Here is a 14,444-nt window from a genome sequence, read left to right on the forward strand (position 1 = left end):
GTTTCCGGACCCTGCGCGCTCATGGCGAAAGAACAGCCGAGTATCCAGAACGAGACCGGGGCTCCGGGCGGCGGCGACCCCTGGGAGAAGCGCGCCGGTCCGGCCGCACTGGCTCTCCTGGCGCTCCTCGCCCTGCAGGGCCTTCTGTTCATCGGCGAGTCGTCGCAGACGAGCGACGAAGCGGTGCACATCGCCGCCGGCTACTCGTACCTCGAGAGCGCGGATTTCCGCCTCAATCCCGAGCATCCGCCGCTCATCAAGGAGTGGGCGGCGCTGCCCCTCCTCCTGCTCCGCCTGCAGTTTCCCTGGGGACCGCTCTGGGACCAGGCGGAGGAATGGAACATCGGGCGGATCTTCGTTCACGAGAACCGGATCCCGAACGACATGATCCTTTTGGTCGGGAGGCTGCAGGTCCTGATCCTGTCCGGTCTGCTCGGATGGTTCCTGTTCCGCTGGGGCCGGGCCCTGTTCGGCGCGCGCGGCGCCCTTCTCGCCCTGGCGCTCTACGTCCTCGACCCGAACGTCGTGGCGCACTCGTCGCTCGTCACGACCGACCTCGGTGTGACCCTGTTCATATTTCTCGCCGTCTACGCGCTGTGGGCCTGGTCGGAGCGACCCGGCCCGGCGCGTGTCCTGTGGTGCGGTCTGGCGGTCGGCGGCGCCTTCGCGTCGAAATTCACCTCCTTCTGGCTGCTGCCGATTCTCCTCCTCCTGCTCGTGGTCCTGTTCGCGCTGCGCACGCCGCTCTCCTCCCGGTCCCGGGTCCTCCCCCTGCTCGTCCTGGCGGCGTGCGTGGCCGTCGTCGCGTTCGCGGTCGTCGCGGTCACCTATGCGGGCGTGGGCATGAAGGCCTACGTCGTCGGCCTGGAGCGCGGTCTTCATCACTCCGGAATGGGACACAAGGCCTACATGATGGGTCAGTACTCCGAGGACGGATGGTGGTACTACTTTCTCTATGCCTACCTGGTCAAGACACCGATCGGGACCCTTCTCATCGTGGCCGCCTCGATCGCGGCCTTTCTCCTGGGCCGGCGGGGCCGTCTCAAGGACGAGCTCTTCGTGGGGATCCCGATCGTCGTTCTCGTGCTGATCACCTGTCTGTGGAAGGTGAATATCGGTCTGAGGCATCTCCTGCCGGTCTATCCATTTCTGTACCTCGCCGCCGGACGGCTCCTGGCGCCGCCGGGCGGGGCGGCGGCGCGCCGGCCCCGTGCGGCATGGGCGATCGCCTCGGGGGTCCTCGCCTGCCTGGCGTGGAACGTGGTCGAGGCGGCGAGCATCGCCCCCTACCACCTCGCCTACTTCAACGAGCTGGTGGGCGGACCGCGCCAGGGTCACCTCTATCTGCTCGACTCGAACCTCGACTGGGGACAGTCGTCGAAGGCGCTGCGCCGGTACGTGGAGTCCGAGAACCTGCCGATCATCTACTGCGCCTACTCGGGAAACGGCGACCCCTGGTACTACGGCGTGCGCTACCAGTACGCCCCCGGGTCGGGGAACCTGGACAACGCCAAGGAGCGGCCCGTGCGGGTTCCGGATGGCCTGCCGCGCGAGGTCCTGGCGGTGAGCGCCATGGTCCTGCACTCGGTGCATTTCAGCGACACCGAGGTGTGGGCCCCCCTGCGCCGGCAGAAGCCGATCGCCATGCCCGGATACTCCTACTTCGTCTTCGACATCACCCGCAACGCCGACGCCCACGCTTACATCGCCGCGCTCTACCTGAGCTTCGGGATGGACGATCTGGCCGACTACGAGGCCCACCGCACGCTACGGCTCGACCCGAAGAGCGCCGTGGCGCTCGCCGTCCTGGACAAGCTTAAGGAGAAGACGGCACCGCCCGGCGCGCCCGGCGGTTAGCGGCGGCGCTACCGGGGAGGGTGTTCGCCCTTGGCACCGCGGCGCAGCGAACCGAGGAGGGAGAGCGCGGTCGCGTCCATCACGCTCCCCTTGGAATCGAGGGACGCGGCGCGCTCGAGCGCTTCGAGCGCGCCGGTGCTGTCGCCCAGGCGCGCCAGGAGCAGACCGAGTCCCTTCATGGGGAACGGGGCGGTGGGGGCCAGGCGGATCGCCACGCGGTACTGCGCTGCAGCGTCCTGAAGTTTGCCCGACTGCTCGAGCCCGCGCGCGAGGTGGTAGCGGTAGACCGGGTGCTCCGGACGCGTCGCGATCGCCTGCCGGAGCGCGGAGATCCCCCCCTCCGTGTCGCCGGCATCGAGGAGGGCCAGACCGAGGGCGTCGAGGAGATCCGCATCTCCTGGACGGACGAGGAGCGCGCTCCGGAAGGTCGCGGCGGCGCCCGGGTCGTGCGCTTCGAGCTGCGCGACGCCGAGATTGCGCAGGTAGTCGGCGTTCGCCGGCTCCAGCCGCACGGCCTCGGCGTAAGCGGTGAGGGCCGCCCGGGTGTCGCCGGCGGCCAGCTCGACCGCCCCCAGGTCCGTGTAGGCGAGGACGCTCCGGCGATCGAGGCCGATGGCCCGGTGCAGGAACTCGCGCGCCTCGTCCCGCCGGTCGAGAGCCGCCAGACTGTGGGCCAGGTTCACCAGGTACTGCACGTTGCCGGGCTGCTGGCGCAGCGCCTCCCGGTAATGATCGATCGCCGCCGGCAGCATCTTCCGCCGCGCCAGGACGCCGGCGAGGTTGTAATGCGCGTCGGCGTAGTCGGGCCAGACCGCGATCGCCTTCTCGTAGGCGTCGATGGCCGATCCGTCGTCCCCCCGCTCTTCGCAGGCCGCCCCGAAATTGAACAGGACCCTGACGCTTTCGGGCGCGACCCGGAGCGCCGCCTTGAAGATCGTGTAGTCGTCGCGCCAGTCCCGCAAGCGCACGACGCTTTGGACCGAGAGCGCCACGACGACGAGCCCCGCCGCGCACGACGCGGCGACGGCAAGTGCCTTGACCGGCGCGCGCCGCGCGGCGGCCAGCGCGGACGCCAGCGCGATGCAGACGCCGGCGGACGGAAGGTAGAGGAGACGCTCCGCCATGATCGTGCCGATCGGGACCACGAGATTCGCGACCGGTGCGAATGCCACACCCGCGAAGGCCAGCGCGAAGGCCGAGCCGGGCGCGCCCTTGCGCGTCCGGGCAAGGAGAACGGCCCAGGCGAGAATGCACGCGGCGCCGACGAGAGCCCCGGGGTCGAGCGGACCCGTGGCGGGCGGGATCGTGCGGAACGAATAGTCGATCGACAGCCGCGCGGGCCACGCGAGGAGTGAGGCGTAGCGCGCCAGGACCGCGAGCGCGGTCGATTTCGCCTGCAGGAACGGCAGGTGCGCGATCGGATTATCGACGAAATGGATGGGACCGGGATTGAGCCCCCCCAGGACGGCGAAACGCAGAGCGAAGAGGGACGCCAGGACGGCGCACGAAACGGCGTGGAACCCCCAGGCGGGCCGTCTCCGCACGACCCACAGGTCGGCCAGCAGCAGGAGCGCGGGCGCGACCACCCCGTTCTCCTTCGACAGGAAGGCGAGAACGAACAGCGCCAGCGACATCGCGGCCAGGCCGGGGCGGACCACGGCCCCGCCTCCCGCTACCTCCGTCTCCCGGGCGCGCAGGAACACGAGAACCGAGCCGAGGAGGAAGACCGCCGCCAGGAGCTCCGCCCGTCCGACGATCTCGCCAAGGACCTCCGTGTGCACCGGGTGGACGGAAAACAGGAGCGCCGCGAACACGGGACCGTCCAGGACCGCTCCAGGCGCCGGGCCCGTCTGCGGCAGCACCCGCCGGGCCAGGATGAGGACCAGGATGGCATTGAGCGTGTGCAGGAGAAGGTCGACCAGGCGGAAGCCGAGCGGTCGCAGGCCGTGCACGGTCCGCCCGATCGCGAACGACAGGATGGTGACCGGCCTGTACAGGTTCGGCACCTGCACGTCGCCGGTGCTCCAGTAGCCGCTCCTGAAGATCTCCGGCACGTGCCTCAGGTCGGAGGTCAGGCCGTTCTGCTCGATGATCCGATGATCGTCGTGGATGAAGCCGGGACGGAGAGCCCCCAGGTTCACCAGGACGCAGACAACCGCGATGAGAAGGACCTGGCGCGAGCGGACGCTCACGGCTTCTTGCCGCCCACGTAACCCAGGGACCGGAGGTCGTCCTCAAGTCCGGGCGGCACGGGCGGCTCGTCCCGATCGTCCTTCGAGGGGTCGCCCGCCACGAGATCGAGCAGGGCGCGGCGGAGGGCCTGCTCCTCCACGGGGAACTTGCCGAGGACATTCGCCGTCTCGCCGGGATCCGACTGGAGATCGTAGAACTCCCAGATCGGACCGGAGGATTTCGCGGGGATCATGATGAGCTTGAAGCGGTCGCTCCTCATCATGCGCCACTTCCCGGCAATACCGTCGACGTACTGCCGCGGGTTCTCCCGGTAGAAGTTCCGGCCCGATTCCGAGTACGCCGGCGGCGCCGGTCCCGTGGTCCTCCCGAGCATCCTCGGCAGGAGACTCGCGCCCTGCAGTCCGGCCGGGATCGGGATACCCGCGATGTCCAGGACGGTCGGGACGATGTCGATCGTGCGGGCCTGCGCCGCGACCACCTCGCCCGCCGGCAGGGACGGCGGGTAGCTGAGGATGAGCGGCACACGCACGGTCGCCTCGTAGAGATAGGCCCCGTGCTCGAAGAAATAGTCGTGCTCCCCGAGACTCTCGCCGTGGTCGGCGGTGAGGACCACGAGTGTTGTCGACAGGAGGCCCATCGATTCCAGATCGCTCAGGAGCTCCCCGGTCGCCTGGTCCGCGCAGGCCACCTCGCCGTCGTAGTGGGCCACGGCATGCGCGACCTCGCGCTCCGGCAGGCGCTTCTTGCCGAAGATGATGTCACCGCGCTCCACCCCGGGCCCCGCCTCCTCGTTGAACGTGTGCGCCCCCTTGTACTGCGGGTCGAACATCTCGGTGTAGGGGGCGGGGGCGATGTACGGCCAGTGCGGCGCGTTGTAGCGCAGCCACAGGAAGAAGGGGGCGTCCTTGCGCTTGCGGTTCCGCAGCCATTGCGCCGCCTTGCGCGTGGCGTCGCTGTCGCTCTTCGTCGGCAGGTAGACTTTTTTCCCGTTCGGATCGATGTAGATGTCCGGATCGTACATGTCGAAGTCGCGGTGCAATCCCACGTTGAGACCCTGCGTCACGGCGAACGACTCGTAGCCGTGATCCTTGAGCACGCGGGTCAGCGTGAGGCGATCCCCCAGGACTTCGTAGCTCTGCCCCTCGTAGCGCAGACCGTGCGTCATCGGATAGACCCCCGTCAGGATCGACGGGAACGACTGCACGGTCCGGCCCGCGGCCGTGATGGCGGTCCTGAACACGACTCCGCGCCGGGCCAGGGTGTCGATGGACCGGCTCGTCGGTCGCGTGTAGCCGTAGCAGCCGAGGTGGTCGGGGCGCAGGGTGTCGACGGTGATCAGAAGGACGTTCGGCCTGCCGCCGGGCGCGGGCGCGGCCGGCGCGCGGCCGCAGCCGGCGAGCGAGAGGAGGAGAGTCGCCGCGACGACGAGCCGATCGATGGAGCGGCGTGCCGCGCTTTCTTTGTCAGGCATGCCGAGCGGGGACGCCGGCGGAACCGGGCACGACGCCCGCCTTGTCCCGGGGTCCGCCGTAGCGTTCGTCGAACAACCGGCCCCATTCCGTCCCGCGGAAGCGGGCGATCTTGGCCCGCCCGATGGTCGGGTACCACAGGAGATCGTGATAGAAGTTGGACGCCGCCGGCGCCCAGACGACGAGCGGAGAGTGCAGGGCGATCTTCTCCAGGAAGCGCAGCGGCCCCTTCCGGAGCATCTGGTCTCCCCAGATCACGAGCGAGCGCGACACCTTGAAATGCAGGTTCAGCCCGCTGATGTCGTCTCCGACCAGATCGATCTCGCGCGGGTCGGCCACGCCGAGCCGCTTGTCGTGGCACATCCGGAGATACGGGATCGACATCGGATCGAACCCCATGATGCGGGCCGCCACGGAATCGATCGCCACCGAATCGGCGCCCGCCAGGATGACGTTGCCGACCACCGGGTCCATCGTGCGCGGCCCTGCGCCGTTGCCGCAGACCGTGCCGTCCATCGCCGTGAAGATCCCCGGGTGCAGCTCCTTCTGCATCGACACCAGGTCGACCAGCACCTCGTGCATGTGCTTGTGGGCGTAGTGCCGGACCTCCTTCAGGAGACCGCCGAAGGAGTTCTTGATCGACCCCGTGGTGATCGCGTGTCCGTGGGTCTTCACCGTGGGCAGGTGGACGATGTTCTTGCCCGGGTACATCGCCGGGATCTGGATCCCTTCCGGGAAGATGTCGTTCAGCTTCAAGAGAGGCGTCTTGAACTTGAAGACGCGCCACTCGACCTCCGGGAGCGCCGTGAACCGGAGCCCGAGCGAATCGAGCACCGGGAGCCAGCGATTGTTCCGGGCTCCCTTCCACGGATCGGTGACCACGGTCTTGTTCTCGGCCGGCAGGATACGCGCCCGGTCGTAGCCGTCCTCGAGCATCGCCTTGAGCACCCCCTCGACCTGCCACGGCTGGCTGGAGCAGGCCGGGAAGTACTTCGTCCAGGAGAGATTGAGCTTGATGATCGTCGGGATGGCCGGGTCGATGACGGATCGGTACGAGGCCAGCCGCATGAGACGGCCGTAGTCCTCGACGACCGTTTGCGGCCGGGTGCGCAGGACGGCGATTTTCGGACGGGGCATGACCGTTGTCCTCCCCGACATTATAGGCCGTAAGGCGCCGGCGGGCACGGCCGCGCCCTCCCGCAAGGGCCGTCGCGCGGCGCTCCTAGGCCGAGGTCCGGCCCAGGTAGAGGAGGACGATGACGGTCAGGGACCAGAGGCCGACGCACAACAGGAGAGGCCGGTCGGACAGGAGGGCCTGCGTCGGGTTCCCGCCGGCCCCCTTCTGGTGGACGAGAAACAGGTAGCGGAAGATTCCGTACAGGACGAAAGGGACCGTCAGGTAGAGGTGGCTCGTGCCGAGCTTCTCCTGCACCTCGGGCGAGACGGAGTAGAGGATGTAGGTCACGAGCGTCGAGGGCGTCACCACGTTGATCATCTGGTCGATGAACTCCAGCGAGTAGTCCCGCAGGCTCGACCGATGGCTCGGCGCGTTCGCGAGGCTTTCCAGCTCCTGGCGTCTCTTGCACAGTGCCAGGAAGAGTGACAGCAGGATCGTGCACATGATGAGCCAGTGGGAGATCGGCACGTCGATGATCAGGGCGCCGCCGACGGCGCGCAGGACGAACCCGGAGGCGATGACCATGACGTCGATGATCACGACCTCCTTCAGCCAGAACGAATACACCAGGTTGACCACGACGTAGGCCAGGAGCACCGCTCCGAACGGCGGGGACAGGGCGAACGCCGCCATGAGCGCACCCGTGATGAGGAGGATGGCGGCGGTGACGGCGGGCAGCGTGCCGAGCGCCTTCGAGGCGATCGGTCGCCGGGCCTTGACCGGATGCTTGCGGTCGCGATCGGCGTCGAACAGATCGTTGACGATGTACACCGCGCCGCTGGCGCAGCAGAACAGCCCGAACGCGGCCGCCGCGCGCTCCAGGGACGGCAGGAACATCAGCTTCTTGGCGAAGATGAGGGGCGCGAACACGACGAGGTTCTTGATCCACTGGCGCGGGCGCATCGACACGACGATGCCGGCCAGGACGGACGCGCGGGACGTCCAGAAATCCACGGCTCTTTTCGGCACGACTCCGTCCTCCCCGGGGGGACTGCGCGACGGCGTGAAGGGCGGAAATCTTAGCACAGGGGGCAAGATGGTAGAGTCGGCGGCATGCAAGTCGCCGTCGTCATCCCCGCCCGCAACGAAGCCGCGTCGCTTCCGCTGGTTCTCGACGCGATCCCGAGGCACCTCGTGGACGAGGTCGTGGTGGTGGACAACGCCAGCACGGACGGCACGGCGGAGGCCGCGCTGGGGCGCGGGGCGATCCTGCTGCGCGAGCCGCGGCGGGGTTACGGCTCCGCCTGTCTGCGCGGTCTCGAGCACCTACGGGCGAGGCGGCCGGACGTCGTCGTGTTCCTGGACGCAGATTACAGCGATCACCCGGAGGAGATGGCGCTCCTCCTCGAGCCGATCGAGCGCGGCCAGGCCGACCTGGTGATCGGATCGCGCGTCCTCGGAACCAGGGAACGCGGGGCGCTTCTTCCCCAGGCCCGCGTCGGGAACTGGGTGGCGACGCGCCTGATACGCGCTTTCTACGGCGGACGCTTCACCGACCTCGGCCCGTTCCGGGCGGTCCGCTTCGAGGCGCTCGAGCGTCTCGGGATGGCCGACCGCGATTTCGGCTGGACGGCGGAGATGCAGGTGAAGGCGCTTCTGGCCGGGCTGCGCGTGCGCGAGGTGCCGGTCTCCTACAGGCGCCGCGTCGGCACCTCGAAAATCACCGGGACCCTGTGGGGAACGCTGCGGGCGGGGGCCAAGATTCTGTGGACCATCGGCAGGAACCTGTTCCCGCGACAGGCCAGGCCCGGAAGCCCCGTCTAGGAGGAGGGGCGCGCCCGGCGGCCGAACGGTTCCGCCAAAACCGGGAGCTCAAGCGCCCGGACCTCGTGGGCGCTCCGCCTGGGGGCGCGGGCGGCCTCGGCCGCCGGCGACGCGTGACGCACGGCGATCATCTCGGCGGCGATGCTCACGGCGATCTCCTCGGGCGATTCCGCGCCGATCGCCAGGCCGATGGGCCCGCGGACTTCGCGCAGGTCCTGGGGGGACGCCCCCATCTGCCCGGCCCGCTCGAGGACCGTCCTGACCTTGCGACGGCTGCCGATGAGACCGACGTACGCGGCGCCCCTGCCGACGGCGTGGCGCACCGCCGCGAGGTCCGTCTTGTGGCAGCGCGTCACGACCGCCACGTACACCCCGGGAGGTATCTCGGGAAGCCCGGCCGAGAAGTCGTGCCCGGCGCGCAGGAGACGCACCCCGCCCGGGTAGCGCTCCTCTTCCAGATACGACGGTCGATCGTCGACCACCGTCACCTCGAACCCCAGACGCGCTGTCAGGTGGGCCAGCTCGCGGCCGACGTGCCCCCCGCCGAAGATGAAGAGCGGCAGAGGCGGAGTCACCAGCTCGAACAGCACTCGCGCCAGCCCGCCGCACACCATGCCGGTGGCCTCGTCCCCCTGCTCCGTGAACCGGTACTCCTTTTCGAAGCCGCGCCCGGTCTTCATCACCTCTTTGGCATCCTCGATCACCAGCGCCTCGAAGGCGCCGCCGCCGATGCTGAAGAAGGTCTCCCCCGAGTCGCACACGATCATCTTCGCTCCGGTGCGGCGCGGCGTGGATCCGTGGCTCGAGCTCAGCGTAGCGACGACGAGCACGCGTCCGGCGCGCAGGAGCCTGGCCACCTCGTCGTAGAACGCGAGCGTCACGTCAGTGTCTCGCGGCGGACGACTTCTGGCTGGTCTGCCACCAGCGCGACCATTCCTCGGGGCGCGGTCCGTACGGCTGGCCGCTCACCTGGCGCAGCGCGTCGAGCGCCACCTGCCGATTCCCCTCGTCCTTGGTCTTGAGCTGTTCGATGAGGAAGGGGACCGGCGAGGGGTTCTTGAACCGGCTGAGCTGGCCCAGCGCCGCGCTGCGGAGATCCTTGGACGGATCGGACGAGGCCATGGTCTCGATGAGCCCCTCCACGGAGGGGTCGTCCTGAAGCTGCAGCGCCGAGAGGACCTCGCTGCGTACCTCCTCGGAGGGGTGGGTCAGGAGCGCTTTCAGACCGTCGAGGGACTCGCGGGTGCGGAACATCCCGAGCGCCTGCGTGGCGGCGCGCGCCACGTCGATCTCCTGGCTCGCCGACGCCGTCTTCAGGAACGGGATCCCTTTCGGGTCGCGCAGCGCTCCCAGCGCGTAGCAGGTGGCGGCGCGGACATCGGGCGGCTGTCCATCCATCCCCTTGACGAGCAGGTCGAGGCCCTCCGGGTCGCCTCCATTGAGTGCTATCAGGTGGGCCACCAGGATGCGGCTGTCGCTCTCCTCGCTCGTGGCCTTCATCCGGATGGGGTTGTACGGGATCATGCTCCTCTTCTCGATGCGGAGGAGATCGCGCAGCGCGGCCTTGGCCTCCGGCTGCGTCATGCGCGCCAGGTAGAGGATCGACGGCGCGCGGTGGGTCTTCACCGGGCTCTCGACCCCGCGCAGGAAGACGTCGTACCTCCCCTCGTGGATGATCTTCTCGATCTTCTCCTCGGCGTCCTGGCGCTCTTCACTGTCGTTGCTCTGGAGTTTGCTGTACAGGTCCTGGACGTCGTAGGCGGGGGCGCAGGACAGACATGCGGCCGCGAGGCCCGCCAGCGTCCACGCGACGAACGCCGCCCGCGTCTTCATGTGCGCTCTTTCTCGTGCACGGTCGACAGGCCGACGATCTCGTACTCCCTGGTCCCGGCCGGGGTCTTGATCACCACGTCGTCCCCGACCCTGTGCCCCACCAGCGCCTTGCCGATCGGCGAGGTGACCGAGACGAGTCCCTTGGAGAAATCGGCCATGTCGGGGATGACCAGCTCATAGGTCATCTTCTTGCCGGAGTCGGCATCGACCAGCGACACGGTCGACCCGAGGGCGATGCGGTCCTTGGGGAGCGAGCTCAGATCGACGAGCGACAGGTCCTTGAGCTGTTTCTGCAGCTGTCCGATGCGCGCCTTCACGAACTGCTGCCGGTCCAGGGCCGAGTGGTACTCCGAGTTCTCGCGCAGGTCGCCCATCTGGAGCGCGCGCTGGATCTCCTTGGGAAGATCGACGCGGTATTCCTTCTCCAGCCCCTTCAGCTCCTTCTCCAGCTTTTGGATCGCCTCGTCGAGCACCGGCACGCTCCTGGTCGGGATCTCGTGAAAGTGGCGTGAAGAGAGTAGCATCCGAATTCTCGCAAAGTCAAAAAGCGGCGTGTTGCGGGGAAGGCGGGTGGGGGGCCTTTCGGCCCCCGCGTCTGGGGCTCATCTGGGCGCATCGGAGGCGCATCAGGAGCGCCAGTGCCCACCACGGCTCCACCGGCCAGGAGCTCCCGATCCAGGGTGGACACCGCTGGCCGGAGATGCTCCGGGAGCACATCAGCGTAGACCTGGGCCGTGAGGGTCGGCGATGAGTGCCCGAGGATCTTCTGCACCTCGTAGATCGGCACTCGGGCTTGGATCATCCACGATCCCGCGCACTTACGCAGGGTCTTGAACGAGACTGCCCTGACCCCGGCCTTCCGCATCGCCCGACGAGTAGCCTCGCTGATGCTCTTCCGGGCGGCATCGGTGCCGAGGGGGCGATCGGATGCCAGCACCGCCCGGAGCGCGTCCTCGGCGACCCTTGAGAGCGGCAGGACCCGATAGCCGGTCTTGGTGTCCTCGGGGACGTGGAGGATCCTCGCATCCCAGTCGATGTCTTCCGATCGCAGGAGGGAGATCTCCTTCAACCTCATCCCGGTCGTGACCGCCAGTCGTAGCACGGTACGTAGCCAGATCGGCGCGGCGATCTCGACCTGGCGGTACTCCTCGGGCCTGAGGAATCTCGTTCGGTGCCGCACCGAGGGGGGCATCTCCAGTCCTGCCGCTGGTGACGACTCGATCAGGCCCCACCGAACTGCAATCCGGAACATCCGTGAGAGGGCGCGGAGGGTCATCCTTGCGGTGGATGGGCTCACCTTCTTGAGCAGTGCGAGCCGCAGGCGATCGAGGTCGGAGCGGGTGATCTCACCGATCGGGATCGTCTCCAGGTGCGGGAGCAATCGGGCGATGCACTTGGGGTAGTGGTTCGAGCGCCGGGAGCCTGGGTGATCCGCGAGGAACCTCTCCCCAGGGCTCCGAACGTGACCGGACCAGGTGGGGGCTTCAGGATCGGGAATTGCTGTCGTTGCCGCTCGACGACCTTCTGCGCCAGGACGATCTCGGCCTCGGATTTGGTGCCGACGAGAAAGCGGACCCGACGTCCATGGCGCGTGGGGGGAACTCGGAGATCGACGCCCCACCTTCCGGAGCGCCGATCCTGGTAGAGCCCCATGGGGGTCGACCTACTTCTTGCTCGCCTTCTCGACGGCCGCCATCACCGCGTCATGCACGAACCGTTGGAGCCCTCCCCACCCGGCAGCCGCACGGATCTGATCGCGTTCGGTGACGGTGATGCGCGTGGTGAGGACCACCATCTCGGGCTGGGACTTGCCGGTCACCTGCTTCGGGGTCTTCTTCTCGCTCACGTTCTCCTCCTCCTCTCGGCCGCCCGCAGCCGCGCCAGGGCCACGATAAGATGCTGCGCGACGAGGACCGGGTCCTCTTCGGGGCTCAGGTCGAATTCCCCCTCGACCGGATGTTCATCGTCGTCGAAGGCCAGGGTGACCCGGACCTTGCGGATCCGGTCGACCGGGGTCGGGGCGGACTTCCCCTTCGTCGGCTTGCCCATCGTGCCTCCTCGCGCCCGAGGGTCGGGCGGTCACGTGTTCATGGGCTGGGGTGGGGGGGAAGTCCAGGGGAATCTTCGAGCGGTCATCGGGTGGCACCATACGGATCGGATAAGATGGCTGAGATCACTGGACGATCGCTTGATTCGGGATGGGCTAGAGGAGATTGAGGCAGCTCACTGATGAGATGTTACGTAGTGACGTTTGAAGTCGCCTCTCCAGCGATTCGTCAGAAACTCCACGATCGCCTGAAAACATACCGTACGCGCTGTCCGATCCACAAACATTGCTGGGCAATCGTGACAGACCAAACTGCCAGGGAGATCCGAGACTACCTCAAGCAAGTTCTTCTTCCACGGGACCGTCTCTTCGTCGTTAGATCCGGAACGGAAGCGGCTTGGCGAGGTAGTTATGGGCCGACACATGACGACTGGCTCAAGAAGTACCTCTAGCCATGACTACTGAGGCTAAAGATCCCGCCGAAGACCAGACGTTGCTTAAGGTACGCCGAGGACGAGTGGACTCCGTGGATCTGTACGAAATCAAAGACAGCGAACTGGACTTGCTGGAAAAGGGATCTCCGGCAGGCTTGCAGCTGAATTTCGCTATCTTCCTCTTGTCGTTGGCCTTCTCGGCGATCTGTGCATTAACTACGGCGACCTTCGCGAGTTCGAAGATCGAGACTGTGTTCATACTTGTTAGCGTGGTTGGGATCATCGGGGGGTGCTACCTCTTGATTTCGTGGTGCCTGACACGACGGTCGGTTAATGACCTGTGCAAGAGAATCCGGGATCGGATTCCACCTGAGGCAATTCCGCCCGACTCTGAGGAGACCCCTCACGACGCAGGCGATGACGGTGGAGAACCAGCAGGCTAACACATAGGCAAGTTAAGGCGGGAGTGAAGGACGCAGCGTGTGTGCTTGGCAAAACAGAGGATGCTCCTGTGAAGGAACAGATCGACCAAGCGCTCGATGGCTTCGCCGCAAACGTTGAGACCCACCTCAACAAAATCCGTAGGGTAAGACATGAGATGGAGAAGGCAGGCGATCAGGATCTCGTGGCCGTCGCCAACCTAGTTCAATTCATGGAGCTGTTTATTCTCGATTTCACATTTATCTGCATGGACCATTCCGACGGGAGGCACAAGTGGCGCCAGGGTCTGTACGGCCGGATCATCAGCTTGATGATCGTCGAATGCTTCGAGGACTTCGGTGAGCTGTTGGCCGGAAAGTTGCGAACGACTATCAACTCGCTCGACTATGCTCCCAGCGTCCTCACTAACCTGGGGACGTTACACGGGGACCTTCATCAGCTACGCACGAGGCACGAGAGTACCCTCCGCGAGATCAGGAACAACGTCTTCGGACACCGCGATCACAACGCTGCTCACCAGATCGAGATGATGGAATCGCTCGATAGAACGCGGCTCGTGCGGGTGCAGCGGGATCTGATGAAATGGCTTCTTCAGCTTCAGGACTTCTTGTACACCCTGGTCAAACCGCTGCCCGGTTTCGTGAAGTCCCGGCGATCACAACGGACATGATCATGGTCATGTTGGCAGCTTCCCGCTGCCCGAGCCGGCGAAGAAGGACACACGATGCCGAAGTTCGAATGGTATTGCCAGAAGTGCAAGAAGTTCCGGCCAGGATCCTTCGCGCCCGCGACTAAGCCCATCGTCCCTGGAGAGGATCCACCTCGACCCGCGAATCTGCTGTGTCCGGTCTGTCGGACGATGATGATGCCGAGGATCGCCCCCCCGCCGCCACCGACGTAGTCCTCCCCGTCGATGCGGATGCTCCGGCGGCAACACTCAATAGGCTTCTGCTGATCGCCCGCGAGGTTGAAGCCACCGGGTGATCGGGACTGCGATCAATCCTCCCCGGTCTCGAACTCCTCTTGGCGTAGCCGGATGATCTCCTGCTTCGCGAGAGAGACATCCTCCTCGGGGAGGTTCTGAGTCCTAGCAGGGCGCGGAAAAAGTCACGACTTCACGGTTCGTGACTGGATCGAGTGACGTACGATGCGTCTCAACACATCGGAGGAGCGCGCGATGCGTGGAGACGACCGACAGCAAAGCTCGATGTTCAGCTACGTCGCACCGG

Annotated in this window: 12 protein-coding genes; 3 read left to right on the plus strand and 9 right to left on the minus strand. The window is 66.7% G+C overall.

The window, feature by feature from the left end; genetic code table 11:
- Positions 1 to 21: 21 nt before the first annotated feature.
- Positions 22 to 1,857, plus strand: coding sequence for a glycosyltransferase family 39 protein (locus VEW47_10275; protein HYS05566.1), 1,836 nt, complete (start codon positions 22 to 24; stop codon positions 1,855 to 1,857).
- Positions 1,858 to 1,865: 8 nt separating this feature from the next.
- Here the strand turns inward: VEW47_10275 and VEW47_10280 are convergent, their stop codons facing one another.
- The 4 genes from VEW47_10280 to VEW47_10295 form a co-directional block, all read right to left on the minus strand.
- A complete protein-coding gene (locus VEW47_10280; GenBank protein HYS05567.1) occupies positions 1,866 to 4,049 on the minus strand; it encodes a tetratricopeptide repeat protein in 2,184 nt (727 codons plus the stop codon).
- On the minus strand, positions 4,046 to 5,521 hold the full coding sequence (locus tag VEW47_10285; GenBank protein ID HYS05568.1) for a sulfatase: 1,476 nt from the start codon (positions 5,519 to 5,521) through the stop codon (positions 4,046 to 4,048). The genes VEW47_10280 and VEW47_10285 overlap by 4 nt, the downstream gene beginning before the upstream one ends.
- Entirely contained in the window at positions 5,514 to 6,656 is a 1,143-nt protein-coding gene (locus VEW47_10290) for a DUF362 domain-containing protein (GenBank protein ID HYS05569.1), read from the minus strand. The genes VEW47_10285 and VEW47_10290 overlap by 8 nt, the downstream gene beginning before the upstream one ends.
- Before the next feature lie 85 nt (positions 6,657 to 6,741).
- Positions 6,742 to 7,665 (minus strand): decaprenyl-phosphate phosphoribosyltransferase, encoded by a 924-nt coding sequence (locus VEW47_10295; protein HYS05570.1) that lies wholly within the window; start codon positions 7,663 to 7,665, stop codon positions 6,742 to 6,744.
- An 84-nt stretch (positions 7,666 to 7,749) separates the two neighbouring features.
- Here VEW47_10295 and VEW47_10300 point away from each other — a divergent pair, with 84 nt between their 5' ends.
- Positions 7,750 to 8,460, plus strand: coding sequence for a glycosyltransferase family 2 protein (locus VEW47_10300; protein HYS05571.1), 711 nt, complete (start codon positions 7,750 to 7,752; stop codon positions 8,458 to 8,460).
- On the opposite strand, the gene VEW47_10305 is transcribed toward VEW47_10300, so the two are convergent.
- The 5 genes from VEW47_10305 to VEW47_10325 form a co-directional block, all read right to left on the minus strand.
- Positions 8,457 to 9,341 (minus strand): XdhC/CoxI family protein, encoded by an 885-nt coding sequence (locus tag VEW47_10305; GenBank protein ID HYS05572.1) that lies wholly within the window; start codon positions 9,339 to 9,341, stop codon positions 8,457 to 8,459. The two genes, VEW47_10300 and VEW47_10305, sit on opposite strands and share 4 nt — an antisense overlap.
- Position 9,342: 1 nt before the next feature.
- Positions 9,343 to 10,293: a HEAT repeat domain-containing protein gene (locus VEW47_10310; GenBank protein ID HYS05573.1), complete on the minus strand. Its 951-nt coding sequence runs from the start codon at positions 10,291 to 10,293 to the stop codon at positions 9,343 to 9,345.
- Entirely contained in the window at positions 10,290 to 10,817 is a 528-nt protein-coding gene (greA, locus tag VEW47_10315) for a transcription elongation factor GreA (protein HYS05574.1), read from the minus strand. Before greA ends, VEW47_10310 begins: the two co-directional genes overlap by 4 nt.
- 1,139 nt (positions 10,818 to 11,956) lie before the next feature.
- Complete coding sequence (locus VEW47_10320) at positions 11,957 to 12,139, minus strand: hypothetical protein (protein HYS05575.1); 183 nt, start codon at positions 12,137 to 12,139, stop codon at positions 11,957 to 11,959.
- Positions 12,136 to 12,342: a hypothetical protein gene (locus VEW47_10325; GenBank protein HYS05576.1), complete on the minus strand. Its 207-nt coding sequence runs from the start codon at positions 12,340 to 12,342 to the stop codon at positions 12,136 to 12,138. The genes VEW47_10320 and VEW47_10325 overlap by 4 nt, the downstream gene beginning before the upstream one ends.
- A gap of 943 nt (positions 12,343 to 13,285) precedes the next feature.
- Between VEW47_10325 and VEW47_10330 the strand changes: the two genes are divergently transcribed.
- Positions 13,286 to 13,885, plus strand: a complete 600-nt coding sequence (locus VEW47_10330; GenBank protein ID HYS05577.1) for a hypothetical protein — start codon at positions 13,286 to 13,288, stop codon at positions 13,883 to 13,885.
- Positions 13,886 to 14,444: the final 559 nt, after the last annotated feature.

The organism is Candidatus Dormiibacterota bacterium (genome assembly GCA_035635555.1).
In the GTDB taxonomy this organism is placed as follows: Bacteria; Acidobacteriota; Polarisedimenticolia; order Gp22-AA2; family Gp22-AA2; genus Gp22-AA3.